The following is a 26,587-nucleotide window of genomic DNA, read 5'->3' as shown; positions in this document are numbered from 1 at the left end:
CATGATGCACGAGAACGCTCTGTTCGACGCCCTGTCGGCCACCGCCGACGACCAGATCGTCTTCGATCTCACCGGAATCGAAGAACGCTACGCATCACTGCTGCGGGAACTGCCCGACGTATCGGTGCGCTTCGCCATGAAAGCCTGCCCGGTGGACGAGGTGCTGTCCTGCCTCGCGGAGCAGGGCAGCGGAGTCGACGCGGCCAGCCTGCGGGAGATCTCGCAGGCCATCGACGCCGGCGTCCCACGCGACCGCATCCACTACGGCAACACCATCAAGTCCGACGCGGACATCGCCGAGGCCTACCGCCTGGGCATCCGCGATTTCGCCACCGACAGCCTGGAGGACGTCGCGGCGCTCGCCGTGCACGCCCCCGGTTCCCGGGTCTTCTGCCGGCTGGCCACCGACGGACAGGGCGCCCTGTGGGGGCTCAGCAACAAATTCGGGTGTTCGGCCGACGACGCCTCGGCGGTGCTGGCGAAGGCGCGGGAGACCGGCCTCGACCCGGCCGGCCTGTCGGTGCACGTCGGCTCCCAGCAGATGACGGCCGACGCCTGGCGGCGGGCTTTCGACCAACTGGTGCACGTACTGGGCGACCTGACCCGTCGCGGCATGTCGCTGCGGTACGTCAACCTCGGCGGCGGCCTGCCGGCGCTCGGCTATCTCGACAAGAAGGGCCGGCCGCTCGACCCGCCGCTGGACAAGATGTTCGCGGTGATCCGGGAAGGGATGCAGCAGTGCCGGGACGCGGCCGGGCACGAACTGGATTTCGTGGTGGAACCGGGCCGCTATCTCATCGCCGACCAGGGCGCCGTGCGGGCCCATGTCTCCCGGCTCTCCCGGCGCCACGCACCCGACGGCGAACCCCAGTACTGGCTCTACTTGAGCTGCGGCAAGTTCAACGGCCTGTACGAGATGGACGAGTTGCAGTACCGGCTGGTCTTCCCCACCCGGCCCGACGGCCCGTACGTCATGGCCACCGTCGCGGGTCCCACCTGCGACAGCGACGACGCCTACTCCCGCGCGCACGGCCTGGTGCGGGTGCCCGCGTCGGTCGCGTCGGGCGATCCGGTCTGGGTGCTCTCCAGCGGTGCCTACGCCGTCAGTTACATGACCCAGGGGTTCAACGGCTTCAGCCCCCTTCCCTGCCGTTGCGTCCGAAGGGCGGGCGGCCGATGAACCACCCGGTACGCATCCGCCGTATCGCCGAGGAGGACTGGGACGCCATCGTCGCACTGGAAGCCGGCGCCTACACCGCCCTCGGGCTCTGCGAGGGACGGCCCGCGCTGGAGGCCAAGGTCCGGGCGTCCCCCGCGACCTGTTTCGCGCTGGACCACGGCCGGCGGCTGGCCGGCTACCTGCTGGCGCTGCCGTATCCCGGGTCCGAGTCACCCGCCCTCACCAGCCGGGAGGAGGTCGTCTTCCACTCGCGCAACCTCCATCTGCACGACCTCGTCATCGCCCGGGACCTGCGCGGCAGGGGGCTCGGCAAAGCCCTGGTACGTCATCTGACGGCCGGTGCCCGGCAGTTGGGGTACGAGCAGATCTCGCTGGTCGCGGTCGGCGGCAGCCACACCTTCTGGGCGGCCATCGGTTTCACCGCCCGGCGCGAGGTGGTCAACTCCCCCGGCTACGGCCCGGGTTCTGTGTACATGTCGATGTCCCTGCCACCGGAACAGGCCGAACGCCCCACAGCCGAACACCCGGCACCGGCCGGCGCTCTGCCGAGCGGAGCACCATCACGAGAATACGAAGTGGGATGAACCCTATGCTGCGCGTGCACGACCCCTTCCGCCGGGGACAACTGGCCATCGGTGCCCTGTTCTTCTCGCTGGGTTTCCAGTACGCCACGTGGGCGTCGCGGCTCCCCGCGATCAAGTCGCATCTCGGCCTGACCGCCGCCGAGGTCGGCCTGCTGCTGATGGCCACCGGCATCGGGGCGGTGTCGGCCTTCCCGCTGGTGGCGACGCTGATGCGCAAGCTGGGCTCCCGGCAGGTCGCCCTCGGCTCCGCTGCGGGTCTTGCGCTGCTGCTGCTGGCGATGTCGGCGCTGCCGAACTACCCGGTGGCGCTGCTGGTCATGTTCTGCGACGGCGCTCTGGTGGGGGGCCTGAACGTCGCGATGAACGCGCAGGGGGCGGCGCTGGAGGTCGCCCACGAGCGCAACGCCATGGCCAAGCTCCATGCCACCTTCAGCGGCGGGTCGCTGGGCGCGGCGCTGCTGGCCTCCGGGATGAACACCCTGACCTCGCGGGTGATCGTGCACTTCGGGGTCGCTGCCGCGCTCCTGCTGCTGCTCGTCGGCTACTGCGTCCCCGGCCTGCTGACGCAGGACCAGGCGGTGGAGAAGAAGGACAAGAGCCGTAGCCGGTGGACCCTGCCGTCCCGGGTGACGCTCTGGCTGGGCGCCGCGATGGTCTTCGGCACGGTGACCGAGGGCGCCATGAACGACTGGTCGGCCATCTACATGAGGGACGTCGCCAAGGCGTCGGCGGAGGTGGCGCCCCTGGGGATCGCCGTCGTGTCGGTGATGATGGTGCTGGCCCGGATCTTCGCCGACGGCTGGCGCAGCCGGTGGGGCGACGGCCGGATCGTACGGTCCGGCAGCGCACTGGCCGGCGCGGGGCTGGCGCTGGCGCTGCTGAGCGGCGGTGTGGTGCCCGCGCTGATCGGTTTCGCCTGTGTCGGCCTCGGGATCGCGGCCGTGACCCCGTGCGTGTACGTGGCGGCGGCCAGGAGCGGCTCGGACGCGCTGACCGTGGTCGCCACCATGGGCACGGTGGGCCTGCTCGCCGGGCCGCCGGTCATCGGCTTCATAGCGAACGCCAGCGGGCTGGTGTGGGGCCTGGGCGCGGTCGCCGCGTCGGCGGTCCTGGTCTCGGTGTGCAGCACCCGCATCCGGTGGACGGCCGCCACCGGCTGAGCCGGCTCCACGGGTGCCGAAGGGGCCGCTCCCCCTCGGCGCCCGCTCACCCTGTTCACCCCGGTGGCAGCGGCGGCAGCGCGGTGCGGCGGCACCAGGCGGCGAAGAGTCCGTCGAGCGGCAGGGAGGTGTACTGCTGCGCGTGCGCGGCCAGGCTCGCGGTGGTCACCACCCCGTGGCGGTGTATCACGCTCCAGCCCTTGATCATCCGGAAGAAGGTGCCCTCGCCGAGCGCGCGGCGCAGGGCGTGCACGGTCAGGCCGCCGCGGTCGTAGAGCCGGTCGTCGAACATCAGCCGCCGTCCCGGGTCGTCGAGCCGCAGGTCCTGCCGCTGCCGGGCCAGCAGGGCGTGCGCGGCGGCGGCGTGCGCGGCGGCCGTGGGGCCCCCGGAGTGCTCCGACCAGAGCCACTCCGCGTACTTCGCGAAGCCCTCGTTGAGCCAGATGTGCCGCCAGTCCGCGATCGAGACGCTGTTCCCGAACCACTGATGGGCCAGCTCATGGGCGATCAGCCGCTCGGAATGGCGCTTGCCGCCCAGGTGGTTGGTGCCGAAGGTGGCCAGCCCCTGCGCCTCGACCGGGACGTCGAGTTCCTCGTCGGCGACCACCACGGCGTACTCCTCGAAGGGATACGCCCCGAAGACGTCCTCGAAGAAGTCCATCATCCGGGTCTGCCGGCCGAAGTCGACGGTGAACTCGGGGACCAGCCGGGCCGGCACGTAAGCCCGCTGCGGGACCGGCCGGCGCGGGTCGAAGCCGCCGGCCGGGCCGGTGAGCCGCACCGTCTCGTAGCGGCCGATGGAGACGGTCACCAGATAGCTGGAGGTGGGCGCCGCCTGCTCGTAGACCCAGGTGGTGCTGCTCGCCCTGGTGGTCCTGGCCAGCAGCCGGCCGCTGACGACCACGGTGTACGGGGACGGGGCGGTGACCGAGATCTGGTAGGACGCCTTGTCGGCGGGTCGGTCGTTGCACGGATACCACGACGGTGCGCCGACCGGCTGGCTGGCCACCAGCGCGCCGTCGGTCAGCTCCTCCCAGCCCAGGCCGCCCCAGGGGCTGCGGACCGGCGTGGGGTTCCCGGTGTACCGCACCTCGGCGGTGAAGGCGGCGCCCGGCTCCAGCGCCTTCGCCGGGCGGACGCGCAGCTTGCCGGCCCGGTGGGTGTAGTGCGCGTCGCGGCCGTCGACCAGCACCCCGCCGAGCCGGAACCCCGGGGCGAGGTCGAGGGCGAACTCCCGCAGCGGGTCCTGGCCCGCCACCGCGCTGAGCCGGGCGGTGCCCTTGAGCCGGTTCGACACGGGCCGGTAGTCCAGCGCCAGTTCGTAGCGGTGGACCCGGTAGCGGACGTCTCCGCTGGCGGGGAAGTACGGGTCCGCGGCGGGCTGCGCCGGCTGCCTGTGGCTCAAGGTCTCCGAACTCCCTCGCGGTCGGCGGACGGACGGTGCCCCGCCGAACCGTGCCTCATCCTTCGCCAAGCCAGGCTTCCGCCGGATTGCCCAGCCACCGGGTGTCCGGCGGGATGGACTCCCCGCGCATCACCAGCGAGGCCGGTCCCAGCGTGCTGCGGGCGCCGATCTCACTGCCCGGCAGCACGATGCCGCCCGGGCCGAGCGTCGCACCCTCGCGGAGGACCACCGTATCCATCTGCATGATCCGGTCGTGAAACAGGTGGGTCTGCAGGACACAGCCCCGGTTGACGCTCACCCCGGCCCCCAGCGTGACCAGGTCGGCCTCGGGCAGCCAGTAACTCTCGCACCACACGCCCCGGCCGACCTTCGCGCCGAGCCCGCGCAGCCAGAGGTTCATCACCGGGGTGCCCGGCACCGAACCGACCAGCCACGGCACCGCCAGCACCTCGACGAAGGTGTCGGCGAGTTCGTTGCGCCACACGAAGCCGCTCCACAGCGGGCGCTCCACCGCGCGGAAGCGCCCGACCAGCAGCCACTTGGCCACCACGGACACCAGCGCGGCGGCGGTCCCCGCGCCCAGCAGCACGACGCCCGACAGCGCCGCCGCCCAGCCGAGCGGCACGGCGCCGGTCAGCCGCACCAGCGCCGCCAGGGTGACCACGGCCAGTGCGGCGGAGGCCAGCACCGGCACCACCCGGCACACCTCGACCAGTGCGCGGGCCCACACCAGCCGGGCCGGCGGCTCGTAGGTACGGCTCTGGTCGCCGTCGTCGGCCGAGCGGGGCAGCCGGACCGGCGGCATCCCCAGGTAGGAGCGGCCCTCCTTGGCCTTCTTCGGGGTGGCCGAGAGGACTCCGACCAGGCCGCGGTCAGGGACGGCGCGGCCCGGGGCGGTCATGCCGGAGTTGCCGAGGAAGGCCCGTTCGCCGATCTCGGCCGGCCCGATCCGCAGCCAGCCGCCGCCCAGCTGGTACGGGGCGACCAGCGCGTCGTCCGCGAGGAAGGCTCCGTCGCCGACGGTGGTGAGGCTGGGCAGCGCCAGCACCGTGGAGACCTCGGCGCGGCTGCCGACCTTCATACCGAGCACCCGGAGCCAGACGGGGGTGATCAGGCCGGCGTAGAGCGGGAAGAGGATCTCGCGCGCCGCGTCCATCAGCTGGCTCACCGTCCACGACTGCCAGCCGACCCGGCTGTGCAGCGGATGCCAGCCGGGGCGCAGCCGCACGCTCAGCAGCCGGACGGCGGCGGCGAGCAGGGCCGCGTACGCCAGGCCGAAGGCCAAAGTGGCGGGCACCAGGGCGACGAGCGCGCCGCGGACTGCGCCGCCGAGGCCGGCGCCGGAGGGCACGATGCAGGCCGCGACGGCCACCGCGGCGGCGCCGGCGGCCACCGGGAGCAGGCTCAGTCCGAGGCCGCTCGCCCCGTAGGCGGCGGCCCAGATCACCCGGCGGGCGGGGCGCTGCTTGGGCCAGCGCCGCTCGGCCCGGCCCAGCTTCACCGCGGGGGCGCCGGACCAGCGCTGGCCGGTCGGCACCTGCCCTGTGACGCTGGAGCCGGCCGCGACCTGGGCGCGCTTGCCGACCCGGGCCCCCGGCAGCAGGGTGCTGCGGGTGCCGACCACCGCGCCGGAGCCGACCTTCACCGGGCCGATCTCCAGCCGGTCGCCGTCCAGCCAGTAGCCGGAGAGATCCACTTCGGCCTCGACCGCGCTGCCCCGGCCGAGCCTGAGCATGCCGGTGACCGGCGGCAGGGAGTGCAGGTCGACGTCCTGCGCGATACGGGCGCCCAGCGCGCGGCCGTAGCGGATCAGCCACGCCCCGGACAGGGTGGTCGCCCCGGTGACCTCGGCGAGCCGCTCCGCCGTCCACAGCCGCAGATGCACGCTCCCGCCGCGCGGGTAGCGGCCCGGGCGCACCCCGCGGAGCAGCAGCCGCGCCCCGCCGGCGGCGAGCGCGAGCCGGCCCGGCGGGCTGAACAGGAGCACGCCGCCGGCTCCCACCAGCCACCAGGAGGCGGTCGGCGCCCAGGCGTAGCCGCCGGACCAGGACAGCACGTTGCCCAGCGCGAGCAGTCCGACCGTCCAGCGCAGCCCGGCCACGGTGAAGAGCGGGAGCAGCAGCAGGAGCTGGAGGAGCTTGGCGCGTGCCGGGACGGGTGCGACGGGCCGCGCCGCCCGGTCCTCCGGCACGGAGGCGTCGAGCAGCCGGGCGAGCTTGCGGACGGTGGGCTGCTGGTAGATGTCGACGACGGCGACCGCGGGGTAGCGGGTGCGCAGCAGCGTGGTGAGCTGCGCGGCGGCGAGACTGCTGCCGCCGATGGCGAAGAAGTCGTCCCGGGCGCCGGTGACGGGCGTACCGAGGACCTCGCTCCACTGCTCGGCCAGCCAGGCCTCGGTCCCGGTCAGCCGCTGGGCCGGGCCGGGTCCGGCGGCCGGTTCCGCGGTGCCGGGCAGCGGCCAGGGCAGCGCGGCGCGGTCCACCTTGCCGGAGGTACGGGTCGGCAGGACGTCGACGGGGGCGATCAACGGCACGAGGGCGGCGGGCAGGTGGGCCCGCAGCTGCCGGACCGCCTGTTCCCGGTCCCAGCCGTCGGTGGTCACCACGTAGCCGACCAGGAGCGGGTTGCCGCGCTTGGCGGTCCTGACCGCCGCGGCGGCGCCGGCGACACCGGGCAGCGCCTGCAGCGCGGCGTCCACCTCGCCGAGTTCGATCCGCCGGCCGCCGAGCTTGACCTGCTCGTCGGCGCGGCCGAGGAAGACCAGCCCGTCGGGCTCGGCCTGGACGAGGTCACCGCTGCGGTAGGCGCGCTCCCAGCCGAGCGCGTCGAGCGGTGCGTACTTCTCGGCGTCCTTGGCCGCGTCCAGGTAGCGGGCCAGGCCGGCGCCGCCGATGATCAGCTGGCCGCTGCCGCCCATCGGGACGGGCGCGCCGGCCTCGTCCACCACGGCCAGCTCCCAGCCGTCCAGCGGCAGGCCGATACGGACCGGTCCCTCGCCGGTCAGCAGCGCGGCGCAGGCGACCACGGTCGCCTCGGTGGGGCCGTAGGTGTTCCAGACCTCCCGCCCCTCGGTGACCAGCCGCTCGACCAGCTCCGGCGGGCACGCCTCACCGCCGAAGATCAGCAGGCGTACCTCGTTGAGCGCCTCGGCGGGCCACAGGGCGGCGAGGGTCGGCACGGTGGAGACCACGGTGATCTCCTGCTCGGCGAGCCAGGGCGCCAGGTCGGCGCCCTCGCGCACCTGGGAGCGGGGTACGGGCACCAGGCAGGCGCCGTTCCGCCAGGCGAGCCACATCTCCTCGCAGGAGGCGTCGAAGGCGACCGACAGGCCGGCCATCACCCGGTCGCCAGGGCCGATCGGCTCCTCCTGGAGGAAGAGCGCGGCCTCGGCGTCGACGAAGGCCGCCGCGTTGCGGTGGGTGACCGCGACGCCCTTGGGCCGGCCGGTGGATCCGGAGGTGAAGATGATCCAGGCGTCGTCAGCGGGGACCGGGCGGCGCGGCGCGGTCCGCGGGGTGCGGACGTGCCGCACGGTGAGCGCGCGGCCCGCTCCCAGGACCGCGTTGACCTCGGCCTCCGCGAAGACGAGGTCGGCGCGCTCGTCGGGGTCCTCGGCGTCGACCGGTACGTAGGCGGCGCCCACCGAGAGCACCGCCAGGATGCAGATGTAGAGGTCGTTGGTGCCCGACGGCACCCGGACGCCGACCCGGTCGCCCGCGCCGATCCCGGCCGACGACAGCCGGCGGCTCAGCGCACCGACCTCGGCGGCCAGCGCCCGGTAGCCGAGCGCGGTGCGGCCGTCGTCCAGGGCCGGCTCGTGCGGGTGGGTGAGCACGGTGGCGTCCAGGATCTCCAGCAGCGTCCGCGGCGCGGCGGCGGCACGTCCGGCGAAGTGGGCCAGGTCCGTGCCGGGCCCGACGCCGCCGGCCGCGGCCTGCGGCCGGTCCTCGTCCGGCAGCGTGCCGGTCTGCACGCTCGCGTTCATGCGCTCCCCATTCCTGGCTGCCGCCGGTTCCCTGCCGCCGGCGGGTGGCCGGCTCCGGAGACGGTGAAGTGCCCGCACGGGCGCCGCACTCCGTACCAAAACAAGACAACCGGCCAATATTAAGGGCCGTTCCCCGGGCAGCCGCCCGGCCACCGGTGGCGCGGGGAGCCGCCGGAGCCGTCCGGGGCGGTGGCGGGAAGAGCCTGACCTGCGGGGACGGCACGGCAGTGTGACGTTCGGAACGATGCGGCCGGCACCGCCGAACGGGGCCCTGTCTGCCCGGATTCGCCGGATGTACTCACGATGCGCGCAGTGTCATTGGAACCCCGACGAGCGGTCAGGAGCGTTCCATGTCGCACATGTCGCACACCGGGACCAGCACCCACAGCGCCCACGCCTGGCACGGTCACGGCCGGCTCGGCACCGACGGGCAGCCCCACCACCATCACGCACGGGCCGACCACGGCGCCCCCTCGGGGACGCTGCGGGCCGGCCGGACCCTCATGCTCGCGGTGGCGGTCCTGATCGTCCTGGCCGCCGCCTTCATCGTGCTGCTCCGGTGAGGGTCCGCTGAGTACGGCGCGGGCAGCGCAACCCTGAAGGCCACCGGACGCCGACGCGGCGTCCGGTGGCCTTCCTTCTGTCACGAGCCTTCTGTCACGCGCCTTCTGTCGCAGGCCCTCCGTCGCGGGCCTTCCGTGACGAGCGGCGCGGTTACGGCACCTGCGGGCGGTGACCCGGCTCCTGGTGGGGCACCCGCTGGTGGGCGATGGGCGCGACCGGCATCGGCAGGTGGGCCGCCTCGTACTGGGCCAGGTTGTACTGGCCGTTGGTGCCCGGCAGCGAGGGGATGTACCGGCTGGCGTCGTGGAAGCGGAAGGCGGACGTCAGGTCACCGACCGTGCGGCGCCGCCACTGGCTGATGTTCGTCTCCACCACACCGGTGACCTTCTCCAGGAAACGGAGCTGCGAGGTGTGGTCGAAGAGCTCGGAGCAGACCCAGCCGCCCACCGTCCACGGCGAGACGATGACCGCGGGCACCCGGAAGCCGAGGCCCACCGGGAGGCCGGCGCCGTCGACGCCGGTGACCGACGTCTTGAAGACGAACTCCCCCGGTGTGCCGGCCTTCGGCGTGGGCGGGACGACGTGGTCGAACATCCCGTCGTTCTCGTCGTAGGAGAGGATGAAGACCGTCTTGGCCCAGACGTCCGGGTTGGCGGCGATGGCGTCGATCACGCTGGAGACGAAGGTCGCGCCGGCGGCCGGCGAACCGGCCGGGTGCTCGTCGAAGCCGCTGGGCGGCAGCAGCCAGCTGACGGTGGGCAGTTGGTCGTTCTTCGCGTCGAACTCGAACTGTCCGAGCGGCGAGGAGGCCATCGCCTGGTCGTGCAGGGGCGTACCGGGCTGCGCGTTGAAGTACTGCGCGATGTGCTGCAGGCTCGGCAGGCCGGTCGCGCCGTCCTGGTGGTAGATCTTCCAGCTCACGCCGGCCTCGGTGAGGCGCTCCGGGTACGTCGTGAAGGAGTAGGCGGCGTTGGGCGCGCCGGTGGTGAGGGACGGTCCGCCGAACCGGCCGTCCGGGTCGACGGTGCCGGCCATCCACATGTGGCGGTTCGGACCGGTCGGGCCGAGCACCGAGCAGTGGTAGGAGTCGAGCACGGTGAACGCGTCGGCGAGGGCGTACTGGAAGGGGATGTCCTCACGGGTGAAGTAGCCCATGACGTAAGGGCCATTGGCACCGTCGGCAGCGCGGTGCGCGGGCAGCCAGCTGTCCATCCTGCCGTGGTTCCACGCCTGGTGCTGCACCGCCCACTCGTGGCTGGTGGAGGGGATGACCTGGGCGGCGGTGGTACGGGTGTCGAGTCGGTACGGGAGCAGCTTGCCCTCGGGGCTCACCGCGTCGGGCTGCTCCCAGACGGGGCTGCCGTTGGGCAGCCGGACGGCGTGCGGGTCGCTGAAGCCGCGGACACCGGACAGGGTGCCGTAGTAGTGGTCGAAGCTGCGGTTCTCCTGCATCAGGAGCACGACGTGCTCGACGTCCTTGAGCCGGCCGCGGCGGCCCGACCCGTCCTGGGCGAGGGCCTTGCGTACGTTCGTGGGAAGTGCGAGGTCGGCGGCGGCGATGGCGCCGACGGTGGCTGCCGAACCGAGAAGTCTGCGTCGGGTGAGGCTCGTTGACTCCTGCCGGGTGTCCGGAGCGTCGTTCATCGAAGTCCTTTCGAGATCGGCCTGCCGGCCGAAAGAAGGGTGCACTTCGCGACACTCATGGGCATTGTTGATGATCACGCCGTTGTTCGGCGCACGCCGGCTGAACTTCAGTTGAAGGTAAAACGGTCTTACCACCGCTGTCGGTGAGGGGTATGACGCCCGTTCAGGCCGCCGTCACCGGTCGGTCCGCTTCTCCGTGCTCTCGCGCGCCGGACGCGGTCGCCCGCGGCGCACGGCCAGGATCGCCAGCGCGGCGCCCAGGGCGATGGCCACGGTGCCGCCTGCGTACCAGGCGGCCGCGGGCGGTGCGGAGGGGCGGGCGGACCCGGCGCGCAGCGGTTTGCCCGCGGCGGGGACGGTTGCCGGCCCGGCGCTCGGGGCGGCCGGCGGGGCGGCGTTGAGGGTGCCGACGGCGGTGGTGCGGCCCGCCGCGGCGAAGCCCCAGTCGAGGAGGGCGCCGGCTTCCTTGTAGACGGCTTGCGGCTTGCCGGACTGCGGGTTCATGACGGTGGCGATGAGGGTGCGGTCGCCGTGGGTGGCGGCGGCGATCAGGGTGTTGCCCGCGTTGGTGGTGTAGCCGTTCTTCACCCCGATGACGCCGGGGTACTTGGTGACGCCGTCGGCGCCGGTGAGCAGCCGGTTGGTGTTGCGGATGCCGAAGGAGGCCACGAACGTGCCCTTGGCGTCGTAACCGCCGGGGAACTGGGAGGTGGCGGTGTCGGCGTAGCGGGCGAAGTCCGGGTTCTTCAGGCCGGCCCGGGCGAAGAGCGACAGGTCGTAGGCGGAGGAGACCTGGCCGGGCATGTCGTAGCCGTCGGGTGAGACCACATGGGTGTCGTCGGCGCCGAGCATCTTCGCCTTGGCCTGCATCTGGGAGACGGTCAGCGGCACCGAGCCGTTCATGTGCGCCAGGACGTGCACGGCGTCGTTGCCGGAGGCGAGGAAGACCCCGCGCCACAGGTCGGCCACGGTGTACGTCCGGCCGGCCTGCACGCCGACCAGGCTGCTGCCCTCCCCGGTGCCGGCCAGGTCCTCGTCGGTGACCTTGTGCGTGGTGGCCGCCGGGAAACGGGGCAGCACGGTGACGGCGAAGAGCGTCTTGAGGGTGGAGGCGGGCGGCAGCTGCCGGTGCGCGTCCTTCGCGGCGAGCACCTGGCCGGTGCGGGCGTCGGACACGATCCACGACAGACCGGAGAGGTCCTTCGGCAGTGCGGGCGTCCCCGCCCGCGGCAGCACCTGAACCCCCGGCCGCCCCAGCAGGGCCCCACCCGCCAACGAAACGTGCGCCTGCGCGGCGGGCGCGGCCGGGAGGGACGCCTGCGGGGACGCGACGGGCACGGCGGTGCCCTGCGGGGACGCGGCAGCCGCGGTCGCCGGGTCCGCCTGGGAGCCCGGGGCGGGTACGGTCGCGGCGGCGGCCTGCGGGGACGGCGCCCACGTGAAGGTGGCGGGTGCGGGGGCGGGCGCGACGGCTCCGGCGTCACCCGACCGGGCCACCGCACTCGCGGCGAGGACAACGGGCAGGCAGCCGACTGCGAGAGCGGCGACTGCGGCCGCCGTCGAACGCGTGGAGATCCCGGTCATGCCTCGACCGTAGGAACGCGCGCCCGGCTCGGCGCGGTGACCGAGCCCATCCGGATGAGCCCCGACCGCCCGCGGCGCGACCCGCGACCCCCGCCGGCCGGGGTTGCAGGCGTCGTGGGCGCGGGCTTGCTCAGGACGTGGTCGAAACGGAATAGGGATTCCTCATACGATAGTCTGTGCACCGCTGGCGGAATGTTGGTTCCGCTTACGGCCGACCGGTGAGGGAGTCCCATGGCGTCAGAGACCCGGCGCACGCACCATCAGGTCACGTTCGCGGTGCTCGCGGCGGGCGTCGCCGCCTATGCGCTGCTGCAGTCGCTGGTCACCCCGGTGCTCGCCACCATCGCGGTGGACCTGCACACCGACCAGAACACCGTGACCTGGGTACTGACCGCCTACCTGCTCTCGGCGTCGATCTTCACGCCGATCATGGGCCGGATCGGCGACATGATCGGCAAGGAGAGGGTCTTCGTGGCGACCCTCGCCGCACTCGCCGTCGGATCCCTGCTGGCCGCGCTCGCCACCAATGTGACGGTGATGATCGTCGCCCGCGTCATCCAGGGCGTCGGCGGCGGCGTGCTCCCGCTGGCCTTCGGCATCATCCGGGACGAGTTCCCCCAAGAGAAGCTGAACGGCGCCGTCGGCGCCATCGCCTCACTGAGCGCGGTCGGCGCGGGCCTGGGCATCGTGCTGGCCGGCCCGATCGTCAACGCGCTCGACTACCACTGGCTCTTCTGGCTGCCGATGATCCTCACCATCGCCGCCGCGGTGGCCGCCCACTTCTTCGTCCCCGAGTCGCCGGTGCGGACCGAGGGGAAGATCAGCTGGCCGCCCGCTCTGCTGCTCTCGGCATGGCTGGTCGCCCTGCTGGTGGCACTGAGCGAGGCGCCGACCTGGGGCTGGGCCTCGGGCAAGGTGATCGGCCTGCTGATCGCCGCCGTCGTGCTGGCCGTCGCCTGGGTCGAGGTCGAGCGGCGAGCGGCGGCCCCGCTGATCGACATGAACATGATGCGGAAGAAGGCGGTGTGGACCAACAACCTGGTCGCGCTGCTGATCGGCGTCGGCATGTACGCCGTCTTCGCCTTCCTGCCGGAGTTCGTGCAGACGCCGAAGTCCACCGGATACGGCTTCGGCGCGAGCATCACCGAGTCCGGCCTGATCCTGCTGCCGGCCTCGGTGACGATGTTCCTGGTCGGCATGTGGGCGGGCAGCTTCGCCCGGCGGATCGGCGCCAAGGCCGTGGTGATCATCGGCTGCCTGGTCGGTCTGGTGTCGATGGCGATCCTCGCCTTCGCGCACGAGGAGAAGGGGGAGCTGTTCGTCGCCACCGCGGTCATGGGCGTCGGCTTCGGGCTCGCCTTCTCGGCGATGTCCAGTCTGATCGTCAGCGCGGTGCCGCCGGAGCAGACCGGCGTGGCCAGCGGCATGAACGCCAACATCCGTACCATCGGCGGCTCCATCGGCGCCGCCCTGATGGCCAGCATCGTCACCTCGGGCCACGGTCCGGGCGGCCTGCCCAAGGAGTCCGGCTACACCAACGGCTTCGCCATGCTGGCCGGCGCCCTGGTGGTGGCCGCGCTGGCCGCGATGCTGATCCCCGCCGCCGGCCGCACGCTGCGCGGCGGCACCGACGGCGAGCCGGAGCACGCCGAACTCGCCCTGGTACCGGGCGGAACCGTGGTGGGTGACGCCCCGGAGTAACGGTCCCCTCCGGGGGAGGAACCGCGCGAGCGACCGGCCACCGGCCGGTGGTCAGGACACGACAGCGACTGCCCCTTCTGGCCGGGCCCCCGGAAGGATCAGCCGCACTTCAACGGCCGTCGTGCGGCGCCCTGTTGCCCGCTCCCGCCCCCGCCCGCTCAGCCCCGTTCCGTGTGCGGCGCGGGGAGGTGGGAGGCGACGGCGATGGCGGTGATGCCGCTGATGTGGCGGGCGCCGCAGCGGTCCTGCGGGAGGACGAGTTGCGGGCCGGGGGAATCCAGCGGCTCGTCGTCGATGCGGGTGGCCAGCAGGACGGGCGCGCCGCCGAAGTCGGGGTCGATCTCGGCCCAGGTGAGCAGCGCGTGGTGGCCGTCGCCGCCGCTGACGGTGATCAGGAAGCGCAGCCGGTCGCGGCGGCCGGCCGCCGGACGGAAGGCCGGCCCCGCGGTGATCAGGACATCGTGCAGCAGCGGGCCGCGGAAGCGGTGGCGCTGGGTGCCGCTGGTGGCGCACTCGAAGCTGACATCGGTCTCCCGCTCGGGCCAGCCGCGCAGTTCGGCGACGGTGAGCAGGGCAGGCCGGGTGAGGTCACCGAACAGGGCGACCGACCCGGAGGGTCGCGGATGCGAGGGTTCTGCGTCGGATACCGCGCGGACGCGGTCGGGAAATACCGTCACCCATCTCATATGCGCCCGCGCCGACCGGAGCGCAAGAGGGTGTCAGGGCGCACCGGGGGCGGCCGGAGGCACCGGGCGCCCGGCGTCGTGCGACCCGTCTGTGCGATCGCACCAGCAAAGGGGATCATCGCATTCGTTCTGATTATGCAATGCTCCAGCAGACATCCCCCTCGCAGATGCGGCACTATCATCATCATCGCCCATACCGAGGATCGCCCGCGTCGGACCGGGACCGTCCGACCGGGAGCGGCGGATTCCGCGCCACCGCGCGCGGCAGAGAGGGAGACATCCTGTGACCACCCGTTTCGCGCGGCGCAGCACCCTGCTTGTGGCGGCCGGCAGTGCCGCGGCCCTGCTGGCGCTGACCGCCTGCTCCTCGGACTCCGACACGTCCTCCGACGCCTCGCCCTCGGCCCCGGCGACAACCACGGCCGCCCCGTCGGCGAGCGCCTCGCCGACGGTGTCCGGCACGGTCGTGGTCTTCGCGGCGGCCTCGCTGCAGGAGAGCTTCACCACGCTGGGCAAGGAGTTCGAGAGCGAGAACCCGGGGACCAAGGTCCAGTTCAACTTCGGCGGCAGTGACACGCTGGCCGCCAGCATCACCAGCGGGGCGCCCGCCGACGTGTTCGCCGCCGCCAGCCCCAAGACGATGAAGACGGTCACCGACGCGGGCGACGGCGACGGCACGCCGGCCACCTTCGTGCGCAACCAGCTGGAAATCGCCACGCTGCCGGGCAACCCGAAGCACATCACGTCGCTGAAGGACCTCACGCAGAAGGGGCTCACCGTCGTGCTCTGCGCCAAGACGGTGCCGTGCGGGTCGGCCGCGCAGACCGCGCTGACCGCGAGCAATCTGAAACTCACCCCGAAGTCGTACGAGCAGGACGTCAAGTCGGCGCTGACGAAGGTGGAGTTGAAGGAGGCGGACGCGGCCGTGGTGTACAAGACGGATGTGAACACCGCCGGTGGCAAGGTGGACGGCGTGGACTTCCCCGAATCCGCCAAGGCCATCAACAACTACCCGATCGTGCGGCTCAAGGGCGCACCGAACCCGGCGGGCGCCAAGGCGTTCATCGCGCTGGTGCAGTCCACCCTCGGCCACAAGGTGCTGCTCCAGGCGGGCTTCCTGAACCCGTGAGTGTCCGTACCGCCGAGGGGCAGGGCGCCGCGCCCGGGCCCGGCGGCGTCCGGGCCCGGCGACCGCGTCGGCCGGGGCGCCGGCCGGGTCGCCGCCCGGTCGCCGGCGGGGCGCCGCTGCCGTTGCTGCTGCCGGCGCTGATCGGGCTGGCGTTCCTGCTGCTGCCGCTGCTCGCGCTGCTGATCCGGGCGCCGTGGCGGACGCTGCCCGACCAGCTGACCAGTGCGTCGGTGTGGCAGGCGCTGCGGCTCTCGCTGCAGACCGCGACGACCGCCACCGTGGTGGCGCTGGTGCTCGGTGTGCCGCTGGCCTGGGTGCTGGCCCGTACCAGCTTTCCCGGCCGGCGGATCGTACGGGCCCTGGTGACGCTCCCGCTGGTGCTGCCGCCGGTGGTCGGCGGCGTGGCCCTGCTGCTGGCGCTCGGGCGCAACGGCGTGGTCGGGCGGTCGCTGGACGACTGGTTCGGCATCACGCTGCCGTTCACCACCTCCGGGGTGGTGGTCGCGGAGGCGTTCGTGGCCATGCCGTTCCTGGTGATCAGCGTGGAGGGCACCCTGCGGGCCGCCGACACCCGTTACGAGGAGGCCGCCGCCACACTGGGCGCTTCCCGGTTCACCGCCTTCCGCCGGGTCACCCTGCCGCTGATCATGCCGGGGGTGGCGGCCGGCGCGGTCCTCGCCTGGGCCAGGGCGCTCGGCGAGTTCGGCGCGACGATCACCTTCGCGGGCAGCTTCCCCGGCCGCACCCAGACGATGCCGCTGGCGGTCTACCTCGCCCTCCAGAACGACCCGGCGGCGGCCATCGCGCTGAGCCTGGTACTGCTCGCGGTCTCGATCGCCGTCCTGGCGGGTCTGCGGGACCGGTGGACGGGAGCGGTATGAGGCTCGGCAAACGGCTGCCTGCGCCGGACCTGGACGAGGCCGGCGGCAGGGCCGACGGCGGGGGCGGGGGCGGGGCCGGCCTTGACGCGCATCTCGTGCTGGACCGGGGGGCGTTCACCCTGGATGTCCGGCTGAGCGTGGCGCCCGGTGAGGTGCTGGCGCTGCTCGGGCCCAACGGGGCGGGGAAGACCACGTCGTTGCGGGCACTGGCCGGGCTCGCGCCGCTGACCGGCGGGCATCTGCGGCTGGACGGTGTACCGCTGGAGGAGCCGGGGGTACGGCGCCGGGTGGCGCCGGAGGGCCGGCCGGTCGGGGTGATCTTCCAGGACTACCTGCTCTTCCCGCACCTGTCCGCACTGGAGAACGTGGCCTTCGGGCCGCGCTGCCACGGCATGCCCCGGGCGCAGGCGCGCGCGGTGGCGGCCGATCTGCTGGAGCGGATGGGCCTGACCGACCACGCGGGCGCCAAACCGCGGCGGCTCTCCGGCGGCCAGGCGCAGCGGGTCGCGCTGGCCCGGGCGCTGGCGACGGAGCCGCGGCTGCTGCTGCTCGATGAGCCGCTGGCCGCACTGGACGCACGGGCCCGCCTGGACGTACGGGCCGAACTGCGGCGCCACCTGGCCGCGTTCGAGGCGGTGGCGGTCCTGGTCACGCACGATCCGCTGGACGCGATGGTGCTCGCCGACCGCCTGGTGGTGATCGAGCACGGGCGGGTGGTACAGGAGGGCGGCCCGGCGGAGATCGCCCGCCGGCCGCGGACCGACTACATCGCCCGGCTGGTCGGGCTCAACCTCTACCAGGGTCAGGCGGCAGGACACACCGTGCGGATCGGCCCCGAACTCGCGCTGACCAGCACCGAGTCGCTGACCGGTCCGGCGTTCGTCGCCTTCCCGCCGAGCGCGGTGACCCTCTCCGGCACCCGGCCCGACTCCTCCGCCCGCAACGCCTGGCGGGCCCGGATCACCGGCCTGGAGACGCACGGCGACCAGATCCGGGTGGCGCTGACCGGCGTCGCCGACGGGCTGCCGCTGGCCGCCGACCTGACCACCGTCGCGGTCGCCGAACTCGGCCTGGAGACCGGCGCGGAGGTGTGGGCACAGGTGAAGGCCGCCCAGACGCACGCCTATCCCGCGTGAAAGCACCCGCCGGACCGCACCCGGCCGGCCCCGGCCGTGGCAAGGTGATGCGATGCTGCTGCGCCAGCTCGAATACCTGGTGGCTCTGGCCCGCGAACGGCACTTCGCCCGTGCCGCCGCGGCCTGTTACGTCTCGCAGCCGTCGCTGTCGGCGGCGATCCGCAAGCTGGAGCACGAACTGGACGTGCCGATCGTCCGGCGCGGCCGGCGGTTCGAGGGGCTGACCCCGGAGGGCGAGCGGGTGCTGGCCCGGGCGCACCGGGTACTGGCCGAACGGGACGCGCTGCAGCAGGAGTTGTCGGCGATGCGGGGCGGTCTGGCCGGCACTCTGCGGTTCGGTGCGATCCCCACCGCGCTCAGCGCGGTGTCGCTGCTGACCACGCCCTTCTGCGCTCAGCACCCCGCGCGCCCGGGTGTCGTTGGAGTCGCTGTCGTCGCGGGAGATGACCCCGCACATCTCCGGCACCAGCCTGTCGGCGCAGGCGCGTTACGCGGCCGGCACCCGGGAGATCCTGGAGAGCCGGCTGGAGGGGACGCCGATCCGTGAGGAGTATCTGATCGTGGCGGGCGGTGCGCTGGCCGGCACCGGCGCCCAGTCGTACTCGACCAGGAGCTGACGGACGGCGCCGCGGCACCCGGGAGCGGGCCTCCCGGGTGCCGCGGCGTTCGCGGTCTCAGCTCAACTCGGCAGCGTCCACTGCTGGTTGGCGCCGGTGCCGCAGGTCCAGATCTGCAGCCGGGTGCCGTTGGCCGAACTCGGCCCGGTGGCATCCAGGCACTTCCCCGACCCCGCGTTCACCAGCGTGCCACCGCTCGCCGCCCACTTCTGCGCGGCAGTGCCGTTGCAGTCGTACAACTGCACGGTCGTCCCGTTCGCCGTCCCGGCCGCCGTCACATCCATGCACTTGCCCAGCGCCCGCAGCGAACCGTCAGAACCCACCGTCCACGTCTGCGCATTGGTGCCGTTGCAGTCGTAGAGCTGCACCGCCGCCCCGTTCGCACTGCTCGCCGCCGCGATGTCCACACACTTGCCGCCGTACCCGTGGATCGCGCCGGACGGCTCGGACGGCGGCGGGGTGACCGGTCCCGACTGGCCGGCCGCCCAGCGGATCTCCTGGATCAGCAGCTGGTTCTGCTGGGCGCTGGCGAAGGTCGACGACAGCGCGGTGTTGGTCGCGTAGTTCATGTCGTTGTGCCCGAAGTTGTTGTAGACCATCTTGTAGTTCTTGTTGGTCCACACGATCGGGTAGTAGCCGCTGTACCAGGTCTGGCTGGGGTCGGTGCCGATCGGGAAGGTCGACTGGTCCATCGACGCGAGGATGTCGATGTTCGGGTTCTGCCGCAGGTCGTTCTGCCAGCTGTACCACTCGCTGACCGAGGAGGCGATGGTGCCGGGCAGGCCCGCGGTGGCCGGGTGGTTCGGGTCCTCGATCTTCAGCGTCTCGGCGGTCGGGCCCCAGCTGTTGGACTTGAAGGTGCCGGTGCCGAGGAAGGTCTGGTGGTACCACGACCAGCCGCTGGACGACGCGTCGTTGTACGCCGCGACATGGAAGCCGATCCAGCCGCCGCCGTTGTTCATGTACGTCTGGAAGGCGCTCTGCTGGGCCGCGGTCTGCGGGTAGTTGTCGAGGAACATCACCACCTGGTAGTTGGCCAGATTGGCGGTGTTGAGCTGGCTCCAGTCGTTGGTCGAGGTGTACGAGAAGCCGTACTGCGCCGCGTGCGCGGGGAACCACGCGTTCGCCTCGTGCACGAAGCTGATGTGCGCGGCGTCGTAGGTGCCGTCGTAGAAGGCGAGCACCTTGACCGCGGGGGCGGCCTGGGCGTGATGGGCGGGCGCCGCCTGCAGGCCGAGCACCACGGCGAAGAGTGCGAAGAGCCGTATCAGGGTGCGGGGCCAGGCGGCGATCGCCGTACGGGGTCTGGACATGGGGGGACCTTCCTGATGCGCGACGGTGGGGGAAACGTGCGCGTGCAGCAGGATTCAAAGGTCTAGACGTTGTTCATGTCAATGACCTATGGTCCATACCAGCCTGGCGGCAGGATCCGACGCCGGGATCACCACAGAACCGCGCCGCCGCGGAGCAGGGTGCGCCTTCGCGGCGGCGCAGCGAACCGGGTGTGAGCAACCATCCGGGGGCGGCATGGGCGGGTGTCCGTTTCCTTCAAGACGCGGGCACCCGCCCTGTCTAGCGTGAGCGGTATGACAGCACGCACCGCACCGCGTATCGACCTGATCGGCATCGTGGCCGCCGACATGGCGGCCTCGCTGGCCTTCTACCGCCGGCTCGGCCTCGACCTGCCCGCCGACGCGGACACCCGGCCGCACGTCGAGGTGGCCCTGCCCGGCGGGCTGCGGCTCGCCTGGGACACCGAGGCGACGGTCACCTCCTTCGACCCCGGCTGGAGCCGGACCCCCGGCGCCCGGATCTCGCTCGCCTTCGACTGCGGCACCCCGCAGGGGGTGGACGAGACCTGGGCGGAGCTGACCGGCGCGGGTCACACCGGGCACCTCAAGCCGTGGGACGCCTTCTGGGGCCAGCGGTACGCCGTCGTCCACGACCCGGACGGCAACACCGTCGACCTCTTCGCGGCGACCGACCGGGGTCAGTGAGCCAGCAGCGCCGTCAGCGGCACCCCGGCAAGTGCCTTCACCTCACGGGAGAGATGGGGCTGGTCGGCGTAGCCGGCCTCGGCGGCCACGGTGGCCGGCGGGATGCCGGAGCGGGCCAGCGCCAGGGCCCGCTGGAGGCGCAGCACCCGGGCCAGGGTCTTGGGTCCGTAGCCGAAGGCCGCCTCGCAGCGCCGGCGCAACTGCCGCTCCCCCAGGCCGGTTCCGGCCGCGACCTCGGTGACCGTACGGCCCTGGCGCAGGGCGGCGGCGACGTGGCCGGGCAGCGGGTCCGGCGTTCCCACGGTACGGACGCGGTGCACCGCCCACGCCTCCAGGCCGGCCGCCGGGCCCCCGGCGGTCCGCTCGATCCGCTCGGTGAGCACCCGTGCCGCCGGGCCCGGCCAGGCCGCGTCGAGCGGCACCCGCAGGTCGCGCAGCTCCCGGGCCGGGATGCCCAGCAGGCCGGGTCCCGACCCCGGCGCGAAACGCAGGCCGGCGTAGGAGGAGCCCGGCGGGTCGTCGGAGAGCTGGGCGGCGGTGTCCGGGCCGGCGATCAGAAGGGTGCCGTTGTGCCAGATCAGGTCCATGCAGCCGTCAGGCAGCACCAGATACCTGCCGGCGGCGTCGCCCCGGGTCCAGACGGTCACCCCGGCCGCCCGGCCGGGCCACTCGCGGTAGGCGTCCTCCACGGGTTCATTGTCCACCGGGGGCGTGCCTGCGGCGCCCGGCCGTGCCCGCGGGGGGGCTGCCGTTCCCGCGGCGCCCGGCCGTTCCCACCGTGCGGTCGGCGCACGCCGCCGGCGGCATCGTGTCGTGGACGGAAAGGGTGGTGTGTCCACGCATCTGAACTCCAGCCCTCAGCGGTCCCGCTCCTCCCCCTGCCAGGGGGAGATCACCGGGGGGTACGGCGGTGGCGGCGGCAGGAGTGGGGGCTGGGCGGGGGGCGGCACATAGGAGCCCCGTTCGCCGAACGGGGGGTGCGGGGCGGGCGGGGCCTCGGGGCGGTCCGGCGGCGGGTAGGCGATCGGTCCTGGGCCACGGGGGCGGCGCAGCCGGGCCCGGACGTCGGTGGGCGGCAGGAAACCGGCCCAGCGCTCCGGGTACTCCGACGGCGCGTCGTCGGGGAAGTCCTCGTCCTCGCCGCTCTCCAGGGCCGCCAGGTCGGCGGTCGCGCGGGCCACCACCTCCGCGGCGGCGGCCTCCCGCAGCCGCGCGGTCTCCTCGCGGGCCGCCGCGGTGGCCAGCGACGGCCAGACCCGGTCCACCGCCGCGTTGACCGCCGCGCCGACCAGCACCGCGAAGGCGGACACCCCGATCCACAGCAGGACCGCGACCGGCGCCGCCAGCGAGCCGTAGATCGTCGGGCCCTCGACGCTGTGGGTGAGGTAGATCCGCAGGACGAAGCTGCCGAACACCCACATCAGCAGCGCGACGAGCGCGCCCGGCACGTCCTCGTACCAGGCCGACCGCACCGGCACCGACACGTGGTAGAGGGTGGTGAGGAAGGCGATCGAGGCCAGCAGCGCGGCGGGCCAGTACAGGACGTGGACGACGCCCGCCCCGCCGGGCACCCAGTTGGTGACCGCGTCGGGGCCCGCCACCACCAGCGGCAGCACGGCCGCGCCCAGCACCAGCGCGACCACGTACAGCACCAGCGACATCAGCCGGGTCTTGACGATGCCGCGGTGCCCCTCCAGGCCGTACATGATCGTGATGGTGTCGACGAAGACGTTCACCGCGCGGGACCCCGACCACAGCGCGAAGAGGAAGCCGATCGAGACCAGATCCGGCCGCCGGCCGTGGAAGACGCTGTTGACCAGCGGTTTCACCAGGTCGTTGACGCCCTTGTCGGAGAGCACGGTGGAGGAGGCGGTGAGGATGTTCTGCTGGATGTGGTCGATCGTGTCGAGCCCGATCACCGTGTCCACATAGCCGAGCGCGCCGACCAGGCCGAGCAGCAGCGGCGGCAGCGAGAGCAGCACGAAGAAAGCGGCCTCCGCGGCGAGCCCGGTGACCCGGTACTCCATGCACGAGTCCACGGTGTCCTTGGTGAGCAGCCAGGCCACCTTGCGCGTGGAGACGTTGCGGTACAGGGCGCGGACCCTGCGCCACCGGTTCGGCCGCCGGTGGCTTCTTTCCTCTGCGTGCACCCCCTTACGTTATCTGCCATGAGCACCCCCACTCACACGGTCGGGAACCAGCCGCCCCCGCTGGTCGGGCATGACGTGTACAGCACCGACAGCGCACTCACAGAAGCGGTGTCCCGGCACGCCGGTCCTGAGCGGCTGGCGGGCATCGAGGCGGAACTCTCCGAGCTGGGCCGGGCCGCCGGTTCGGTCCAGGCGCAGGCGTGGGCCACCGAGGCGAATACGTATCCGCCGGTGCTGCGCACCCACGACCGGTACGGCAACCGGGTCGACGAGGTGGACTTCCACCCGTCCTGGCACCGGCTGCTCGGGCACGCGGTCTCGGCCGGGCTGACCGACGCCTGGTCGCGGCCGGACGGGCACCTGCGGCGGGCGGCGGGCTTCCTGGTCTGGTCGCAGGCCGAGGCGGGTCACGGCTGTCCGGTGTCGATGACGCACGCCGCGGTGCCGGCGCTGCGGGCCGACCCGGAGCTGGCCGCCGAGTGGGAGCCACGGCTCGGCTCGCATGCCTACGACCAGCGGCTGACGGTGCCGGGCGGCAAACCGGGGGCACTGTTCGGGATGGGCATGACGGAGAAGCAGGGCGGCTCGGACGTGCGGGCCAACACCACCACGGCGCAGCCGCTGGCGGAGCCGGGCACGTACGCCCTGACCGGGCACAAGTGGTTCTGTTCCGCGCCGATGTCGGACGGCTTCCTGGTGCTGGCGCGGGTGCCGGGGAACAGCTCCGGGGGCGGCGGGCTGACCTGCTTTCTGCTGCCCCGTGTGCTGCCGGACGGCAGCCGGAACGTCTTCGCGATCCAGCGGCTCAAGGACAAGCTGGGCAACCGCTCCAACGCCTCCGCGGAGGTGGAGTTCGCGGGCAGCTGGGCGCGGCGGGTGGGCGAGGAGGGCCGCGGGGTGGCGGTCATCATCGAGATGGTGGCGGCGACCCGGCTGGACTGCGCGCTGGGTTCGGCCGCGCTGATGCGGCAGGCGGTGGCGCAGGCGATCCACCACGCCACGTACCGCAGCGCCTTCGGCGGCCCCTTGGCGGACAAGCCGCTGATGCGCAATGTGCTGGCCGATCTGGCGCTGGAGTCGGAGGCGGCGACCACCACCGCGCTGCGGCTGGCCGCCTCCTGTGACGCGGACACCGAACAGGAGCGGCATATGCGGAGGCTGGGGGTCGCGATCACCAAGTACTGGGTGACGAAGCGGTGTCCTGCGGTCGCGGCGGAGGCGCTGGAGTGCCTGGGCGGCAACGGCTACGTCGAGGAGTCCGGCATGCCGCGGATCTTCCGCGAGTCGCCGCTGAACTCGGTGTGGGAGGGCTCGGGGAACGTCCAGGCGCTCGACGTGCTGCGGGTGCTGCAGCGCGAGCCGCTGGCGCTGAACGCCTTCCTCGGCGAGATCGGCCTCGCCCGGGGCGCCGACCACCGGCTGGACCGGGCGATCAAGGACCTGCTGGGCGAACTCGCCGACCTGGACGGCGTCGAGGCCCGGGCCCGGCGGATCGTGGAGCGGATGGCGCTGGTGCTGCAGGGTTCGCTGCTGGTGCGGTTCGCACCGGCCGCGGTCGCGGACGCGTTCTGCGCCTCACGGCTCGGCGGGGACTGGGGGTCGGCCTTCGGGACGCTGCCGCACACGCTGGATCTGACCGCGATCGTGGACCGGGCGCGGCCGGTGGCGCGCTGAGCCGTACGGGACGGGTGGCGCGCTGAGCCGTACGGGACGGCCCGGCGCGGCTGCGAAGGATCCCGCCCGCACCGGCGTGCTGCCTGCGGCCGGCTGCCGGCTGTCTCGTGTCGGGCGTCGGCGGCCGGCCGGCCGGCCGGCGGAAAGACGAGGGTGGTGCCGCGCCGACTCGGCACCACCCCCGGTCCTGGGGCCGCGGTCACCGCGGCGTGCACGCACCGGACTTCCGGGTTCGGTGATGCGGCGTCACTCTCCGTCGAAGTCACGTACGCTCGCAACCGTTGCAACCCGTTGCATGTGCTGCGCGGTCCTCCCAGGGGGCTCCCGGGGACGGCGGGGCACGGGAGGGGGCCGGCAGGTTTCGAGGGCGGGGGCTTCGTGTCAGACCTACCGATCGGGCTCGGACGGCTGGACACCCTGGACATGCGGACCTCGGCGCACCTGCTGGCCGCGGTGCGCGAGGCGACGCTCTCCGGTGAGGTGCCGCCGCGGCCGCCCCGGACGGTGATCGGCGAGTCCTGGGCCCGGATGCTGGCCGCCGGGCTCGACCCGGACACCGGGCGGCACAGCGGGCTGCTGAGCACCGACGAGATCGAGCAGCGCCGGCAGGACACCCCGCTCGGCGAGATCCTGCCGGTGCTCCGCGACGGGCTGGTCACCGTCGCGGACGCGGCCTGGCACATCATGGTGGTGACCGACGCCGAGGGACGGGTGCTGTGGCGGGACGGCAACCTGGCGGTGCGCAAGAGCGCGGACCGGCTGGGCCTGGCCGAAGGTGCCTCCTGGGCCGAGGACGTGGTGGGCACCAACGCGATAGGCACCGCCCTGGTCACCCGGTCCCCGCTCCAGGTGCACTCGGCCGAACACTTCGTCCGGGTCCACCACGGCTGGACCTGCGCCGCCGCACCGCTGCACGACCCGCGCAGCGGCCGGCTGCTGGGGGTGGTGGACGTGAGCGGCCCGGCGGCCACCGCGCATCCGGCGACCCTCTCCCTGGTGTCGGCGGTGGCCCGGGTCGCCGAGGGCGAGCTGCGGGCCGGGCACTGGGCCGCGGTGGAGCGGCTGCGGGCGATGGCCGCGCCGCTGCTGGCCCGGATCGGCGGCCAGGCGCTCGCGGTGGACCGCAACGGCTGGACCGCGGCGGTGACCGGGATGGCGCCGACCGGGCGGGTGGCACTGCCGGTGTCGGTGCGGGCCGGGGAGGTGTGGCTGCCGTCGCTGGGGCTGTGCGCGCTGGAGCCGCTGCCGGGCGGCTGGCTGATCCGGGTCGGCGGACGGGAGCGGGCGCCGGCCGCCGGCCGGGTGGTGGTGGACCTGAGCCGGCCGCGGGAGTGGCTGGTGACGGTGGAGGGACCGGCCGGCAGCTGGGTGCAGCGGCTCAGCCCCCGCCACGCGGAGCTGCTCTTCGTCCTGGCGGTGCACCGGTCGGGCCGCACCGCGGCGCAGCTGGCGGCGGACCTCTTCGGCGACCCCGGCCGCGCGGTGACGGTCCGTGCCGAGCTGTCGCGGCTGCGGCGCAATCTCGCCGGGGTGCTGGCGCACCGTCCGTACCGCTTCGCCGACGGGGTGGACGTCGAGCTGGTCCGCCCGGCCCTGCGCACGGAGCTGCTGCCGCACTCGGTGGCACCCGCGGTGGTGGCCGCCCGCCGGTGACGGCTCCGGGCGCCGCTTAGGGTGGCGGCATGACAGGCACCGCCGTGACCACCTGGTATCTCGAACTGACCGCGCCCGAGGAGCTGCGGCCGGCCGCCGTACCGCCGGCGGAGGCCGGGGTGACGGTGGTGCGGGCCGAGGAGCCGTCGGGGGTGTTCGGGCGGTTTCTGTATACGGCGGTGGGCGGCGACTGCTCCTGGACCGACCGGTTGCCGTGGGCGCCGGAGCAGTGGCAGCGGCACCTGGAGGAGCCCGGCCGGGAGCTGTGGGTGGCGTACCGGCACGGCACGCCGGCCGGTTATCTGGAGCTGGCCGGGCAGGACGAGGGGGCGGTGGAGATCGTCTACTTCGGGCTGCTGCCGCGCTTCCGCGGCCTCGGCATCGGCGGACACCTGCTGTCGTACGGCACCGCGCGGGCCTGGGAGCTGGCGCGGCGGTGGCCGGGGCGGCCGGCCACCGGGCGGGTGTGGCTGCACACCTGCTCGCTCGACGGGCCCCACGCCCTGGGGAATTACCGGCGCCGGGGGTTCCGGGTGACCAAAACCACAGTGTCTCAGTCCGTGGGATAAAGAAGTCCACATACTGGATCCTGGTGGACGCTCCGGAGACCCGCGTGCCACGCTTTCGACATGTCACGCACTGGAATCGCCTTGGTAGGTCGGCCGCACGTCGACTTCTGCCGCGTGTCCAGCGCCATCTGTCCGGCGGGCTGACCACACCAGCGCCAGCACTCGAAACAGCGCCGCCCTCCCCGTCGTCGTGGACCGCGCGGTCGCCCCGCTGCCCTCGCTGAGCCTCGCCGCTCCGCGTTTTCGCAGGCCGTAGGGTACTTCCGCGCCGCACCGACCCGTACTCCT

General features: G+C 73.3%; 21 protein-coding genes and 2 pseudogenes. 15 read left to right on the top strand and 8 right to left on the bottom strand.

What is annotated here, in order from left to right:
- Positions 1-4 precede the first annotated feature (4 nt).
- From OG552_RS28250 to OG552_RS28240, 3 genes are read left to right on the top strand one after another with little or no spacing between them, the layout of a single operon-like run.
- Positions 5-1,180: a type III PLP-dependent enzyme gene (locus OG552_RS28250; protein ID WP_329137643.1), complete on the top strand. Its 1,176-nt coding sequence runs from the start codon at positions 5-7 to the stop codon at positions 1,178-1,180.
- Positions 1,177-1,764 carry a GNAT family N-acetyltransferase gene (locus OG552_RS28245; RefSeq protein WP_329137641.1) on the top strand — a complete coding sequence of 196 codons (588 nt, stop codon included), beginning with the start codon at positions 1,177-1,179 and terminating at the stop codon, positions 1,762-1,764. The genes OG552_RS28250 and OG552_RS28245 overlap by 4 nt, the downstream gene beginning before the upstream one ends.
- A gap of 5 nt (positions 1,765-1,769) precedes the next feature.
- Positions 1,770-2,924 carry an MFS transporter gene (locus tag OG552_RS28240; protein WP_329141213.1) on the top strand — a complete coding sequence of 385 codons (1,155 nt, stop codon included), beginning with the start codon at positions 1,770-1,772 and terminating at the stop codon, positions 2,922-2,924.
- Positions 2,925-2,979: 55 nt separating this feature from the next.
- Here OG552_RS28240 and OG552_RS28235 read toward each other — a convergent pair whose 3' ends face one another.
- Both OG552_RS28235 and OG552_RS28230 read right to left on the bottom strand, forming a co-directional pair.
- Entirely contained in the window at positions 2,980-4,329 is a 1,350-nt protein-coding gene (locus OG552_RS28235) for a M1 family metallopeptidase (RefSeq protein ID WP_329137640.1), read from the bottom strand.
- A gap of 55 nt (positions 4,330-4,384) precedes the next feature.
- Complete coding sequence (locus tag OG552_RS28230; protein WP_329137638.1) at positions 4,385-8,314, bottom strand: Pls/PosA family non-ribosomal peptide synthetase; 3,930 nt, start codon at positions 8,312-8,314, stop codon at positions 4,385-4,387.
- A 350-nt stretch (positions 8,315-8,664) separates the two neighbouring features.
- Between OG552_RS28230 and OG552_RS28225 the strand changes: the two genes are divergently transcribed.
- Positions 8,665-8,877 carry a hypothetical protein gene (locus OG552_RS28225; protein ID WP_329137636.1) on the top strand — a complete coding sequence of 71 codons (213 nt, stop codon included), beginning with the start codon at positions 8,665-8,667 and terminating at the stop codon, positions 8,875-8,877.
- A gap of 151 nt (positions 8,878-9,028) precedes the next feature.
- Here OG552_RS28225 and OG552_RS28220 read toward each other — a convergent pair whose 3' ends face one another.
- Together OG552_RS28220 and OG552_RS28215 are read right to left on the bottom strand one after the other, a co-directional pair.
- Positions 9,029-10,522, bottom strand: coding sequence for an alkaline phosphatase family protein (locus tag OG552_RS28220; protein ID WP_329137634.1), 1,494 nt, complete (start codon positions 10,520-10,522; stop codon positions 9,029-9,031).
- A gap of 174 nt (positions 10,523-10,696) precedes the next feature.
- Positions 10,697-12,106 (bottom strand): D-alanyl-D-alanine carboxypeptidase family protein, encoded by a 1,410-nt coding sequence (locus OG552_RS28215; RefSeq protein ID WP_329137632.1) that lies wholly within the window; start codon positions 12,104-12,106, stop codon positions 10,697-10,699.
- A 231-nt stretch (positions 12,107-12,337) separates the two neighbouring features.
- Here OG552_RS28215 and OG552_RS28210 point away from each other — a divergent pair, with 231 nt between their 5' ends.
- Complete coding sequence (locus OG552_RS28210; RefSeq protein WP_329137630.1) at positions 12,338-13,807, top strand: MFS transporter; 1,470 nt, start codon at positions 12,338-12,340, stop codon at positions 13,805-13,807.
- 158 nt (positions 13,808-13,965) lie between these two features.
- Here OG552_RS28210 and OG552_RS28205 read toward each other — a convergent pair whose 3' ends face one another.
- Positions 13,966-14,406, bottom strand: a complete 441-nt coding sequence (locus OG552_RS28205) for a hypothetical protein (protein WP_329141211.1) — start codon at positions 14,404-14,406, stop codon at positions 13,966-13,968.
- Positions 14,407-14,776: 370 nt separating this feature from the next.
- Between OG552_RS28205 and modA the strand changes: the two genes are divergently transcribed.
- From modA to OG552_RS28180, 5 genes and pseudogenes are all read left to right on the top strand, one after another.
- Complete coding sequence (gene modA, locus OG552_RS28200; protein ID WP_329137629.1) at positions 14,777-15,622, top strand: molybdate ABC transporter substrate-binding protein; 846 nt, start codon at positions 14,777-14,779, stop codon at positions 15,620-15,622.
- Positions 15,619-16,503 (top strand): molybdate ABC transporter permease subunit, encoded by an 885-nt coding sequence (gene modB, locus OG552_RS28195; RefSeq protein WP_329137627.1) that lies wholly within the window; start codon positions 15,619-15,621, stop codon positions 16,501-16,503. Before modA ends, modB begins: the two co-directional genes overlap by 4 nt.
- Positions 16,500-17,639, top strand: a complete 1,140-nt coding sequence (locus OG552_RS28190; RefSeq protein WP_329137624.1) for an ABC transporter ATP-binding protein — start codon at positions 16,500-16,502, stop codon at positions 17,637-17,639. Before modB ends, OG552_RS28190 begins: the two co-directional genes overlap by 4 nt.
- A 52-nt stretch (positions 17,640-17,691) precedes the next feature.
- Positions 17,692-17,817: pseudogene (locus OG552_RS28185) on the top strand (LysR family transcriptional regulator); the annotation flags it as partial.
- Positions 17,818-18,082: 265 nt separating this feature from the next.
- Positions 18,083-18,256: pseudogene (locus tag OG552_RS28180) on the top strand (NAD-dependent formate dehydrogenase); the annotation flags it as partial.
- Between the two features lie 62 nt (positions 18,257-18,318).
- On the opposite strand, the gene OG552_RS28175 reads toward OG552_RS28180, so the two are convergent.
- Positions 18,319-19,569 (bottom strand): ThuA domain-containing protein, encoded by a 1,251-nt coding sequence (locus tag OG552_RS28175; RefSeq protein ID WP_329137623.1) that lies wholly within the window; start codon positions 19,567-19,569, stop codon positions 18,319-18,321.
- A gap of 273 nt (positions 19,570-19,842) precedes the next feature.
- On the opposite strand from OG552_RS28175, the gene OG552_RS28170 reads away from it, so the two are divergent.
- A complete protein-coding gene (locus tag OG552_RS28170; protein ID WP_329137620.1) occupies positions 19,843-20,253 on the top strand; it encodes a VOC family protein in 411 nt (136 codons plus the stop codon).
- On the opposite strand, the gene OG552_RS28165 is transcribed toward OG552_RS28170, so the two are convergent.
- Both OG552_RS28165 and OG552_RS28160 read right to left on the bottom strand, forming a co-directional pair.
- A complete protein-coding gene (locus tag OG552_RS28165; protein WP_443071051.1) occupies positions 20,247-20,957 on the bottom strand; it encodes a helix-turn-helix domain-containing protein in 711 nt (236 codons plus the stop codon). The genes OG552_RS28170 and OG552_RS28165 overlap by 7 nt on opposite strands.
- A 153-nt stretch (positions 20,958-21,110) precedes the next feature.
- Positions 21,111-22,403, bottom strand: a complete 1,293-nt coding sequence (locus OG552_RS28160) for a YihY/virulence factor BrkB family protein (RefSeq protein ID WP_329137618.1) — start codon at positions 22,401-22,403, stop codon at positions 21,111-21,113.
- An 18-nt stretch (positions 22,404-22,421) separates the two neighbouring features.
- Between OG552_RS28160 and OG552_RS28155 the strand changes: the two genes are divergently transcribed.
- The 4 genes from OG552_RS28155 to OG552_RS28140 all read left to right on the top strand — a co-directional run bounded on the left by OG552_RS28155 (position 22,422) and on the right by OG552_RS28140 (position 26,443).
- A complete protein-coding gene (locus tag OG552_RS28155) occupies positions 22,422-24,077 on the top strand; it encodes an acyl-CoA dehydrogenase family protein (RefSeq protein WP_329137617.1) in 1,656 nt (551 codons plus the stop codon).
- 378 nt (positions 24,078-24,455) lie between these two features.
- Complete coding sequence (locus tag OG552_RS28150; RefSeq protein WP_443071050.1) at positions 24,456-25,730, top strand: GAF domain-containing protein; 1,275 nt, start codon at positions 24,456-24,458, stop codon at positions 25,728-25,730.
- 29 nt (positions 25,731-25,759) lie between these two features.
- Positions 25,760-26,299 carry a GNAT family N-acetyltransferase gene (locus tag OG552_RS28145; protein ID WP_329137616.1) on the top strand — a complete coding sequence of 180 codons (540 nt, stop codon included), beginning with the start codon at positions 25,760-25,762 and terminating at the stop codon, positions 26,297-26,299.
- A 60-nt stretch (positions 26,300-26,359) separates the two neighbouring features.
- A complete protein-coding gene (locus tag OG552_RS28140) occupies positions 26,360-26,443 on the top strand; it encodes a putative leader peptide (RefSeq protein ID WP_322899662.1) in 84 nt (27 codons plus the stop codon).
- The last annotated feature ends 144 nt before the right edge of the window (positions 26,444-26,587 follow it).

It is taken from the genome of Streptomyces sp. NBC_01476 (genome assembly GCF_036227265.1).
Classification (GTDB): domain Bacteria; phylum Actinomycetota; class Actinomycetes; order Streptomycetales; family Streptomycetaceae; genus Actinacidiphila.
Note: the sequence above shows the minus strand (reverse complement) of the source record. Positions and strands in the feature narration are given on the sequence as shown.

What these genes read in the sequence shown, in the direction of transcription:
- OG552_RS28170 (WP_329137620.1), top strand. Translation starts at nt 19,843, where the DNA reads ATGACAGCACGCACCGCACCGCGTATCGACCTGATCGGCATCGTGGCC.
- OG552_RS28190 (WP_329137624.1), top strand. Translation starts at nt 16,500, where the DNA reads ATGAGGCTCGGCAAACGGCTGCCTGCGCCGGACCTGGACGAGGCCGGC.
- OG552_RS28175 (WP_329137623.1), bottom strand. Translation starts at nt 19,569, where the DNA reads ATGTCCAGACCCCGTACGGCGATCGCCGCCTGGCCCCGCACCCTGATA.
- OG552_RS28240 (WP_329141213.1), top strand. Translation starts at nt 1,770, where the DNA reads ATGCTGCGCGTGCACGACCCCTTCCGCCGGGGACAACTGGCCATCGGT.
- OG552_RS28230 (WP_329137638.1), bottom strand. Translation starts at nt 8,314, where the DNA reads ATGAACGCGAGCGTGCAGACCGGCACGCTGCCGGACGAGGACCGGCCG.
- OG552_RS28145 (WP_329137616.1), top strand. Translation starts at nt 25,760, where the DNA reads ATGACAGGCACCGCCGTGACCACCTGGTATCTCGAACTGACCGCGCCC.
- OG552_RS28140 (WP_322899662.1), top strand. Translation starts at nt 26,360, where the DNA reads ATGTCACGCACTGGAATCGCCTTGGTAGGTCGGCCGCACGTCGACTTC.
- OG552_RS28220 (WP_329137634.1), bottom strand. Translation starts at nt 10,522, where the DNA reads ATGAACGACGCTCCGGACACCCGGCAGGAGTCAACGAGCCTCACCCGA.
- OG552_RS28225 (WP_329137636.1), top strand. Translation starts at nt 8,665, where the DNA reads ATGTCGCACATGTCGCACACCGGGACCAGCACCCACAGCGCCCACGCC.
- OG552_RS28245 (WP_329137641.1), top strand. Translation starts at nt 1,177, where the DNA reads ATGAACCACCCGGTACGCATCCGCCGTATCGCCGAGGAGGACTGGGAC.
- OG552_RS28210 (WP_329137630.1), top strand. Translation starts at nt 12,338, where the DNA reads ATGGCGTCAGAGACCCGGCGCACGCACCATCAGGTCACGTTCGCGGTG.
- OG552_RS28250 (WP_329137643.1), top strand. Translation starts at nt 5, where the DNA reads ATGCACGAGAACGCTCTGTTCGACGCCCTGTCGGCCACCGCCGACGAC.
- OG552_RS28215 (WP_329137632.1), bottom strand. Translation starts at nt 12,106, where the DNA reads ATGACCGGGATCTCCACGCGTTCGACGGCGGCCGCAGTCGCCGCTCTC.
- OG552_RS28155 (WP_329137617.1), top strand. Translation starts at nt 22,422, where the DNA reads ATGAGCACCCCCACTCACACGGTCGGGAACCAGCCGCCCCCGCTGGTC.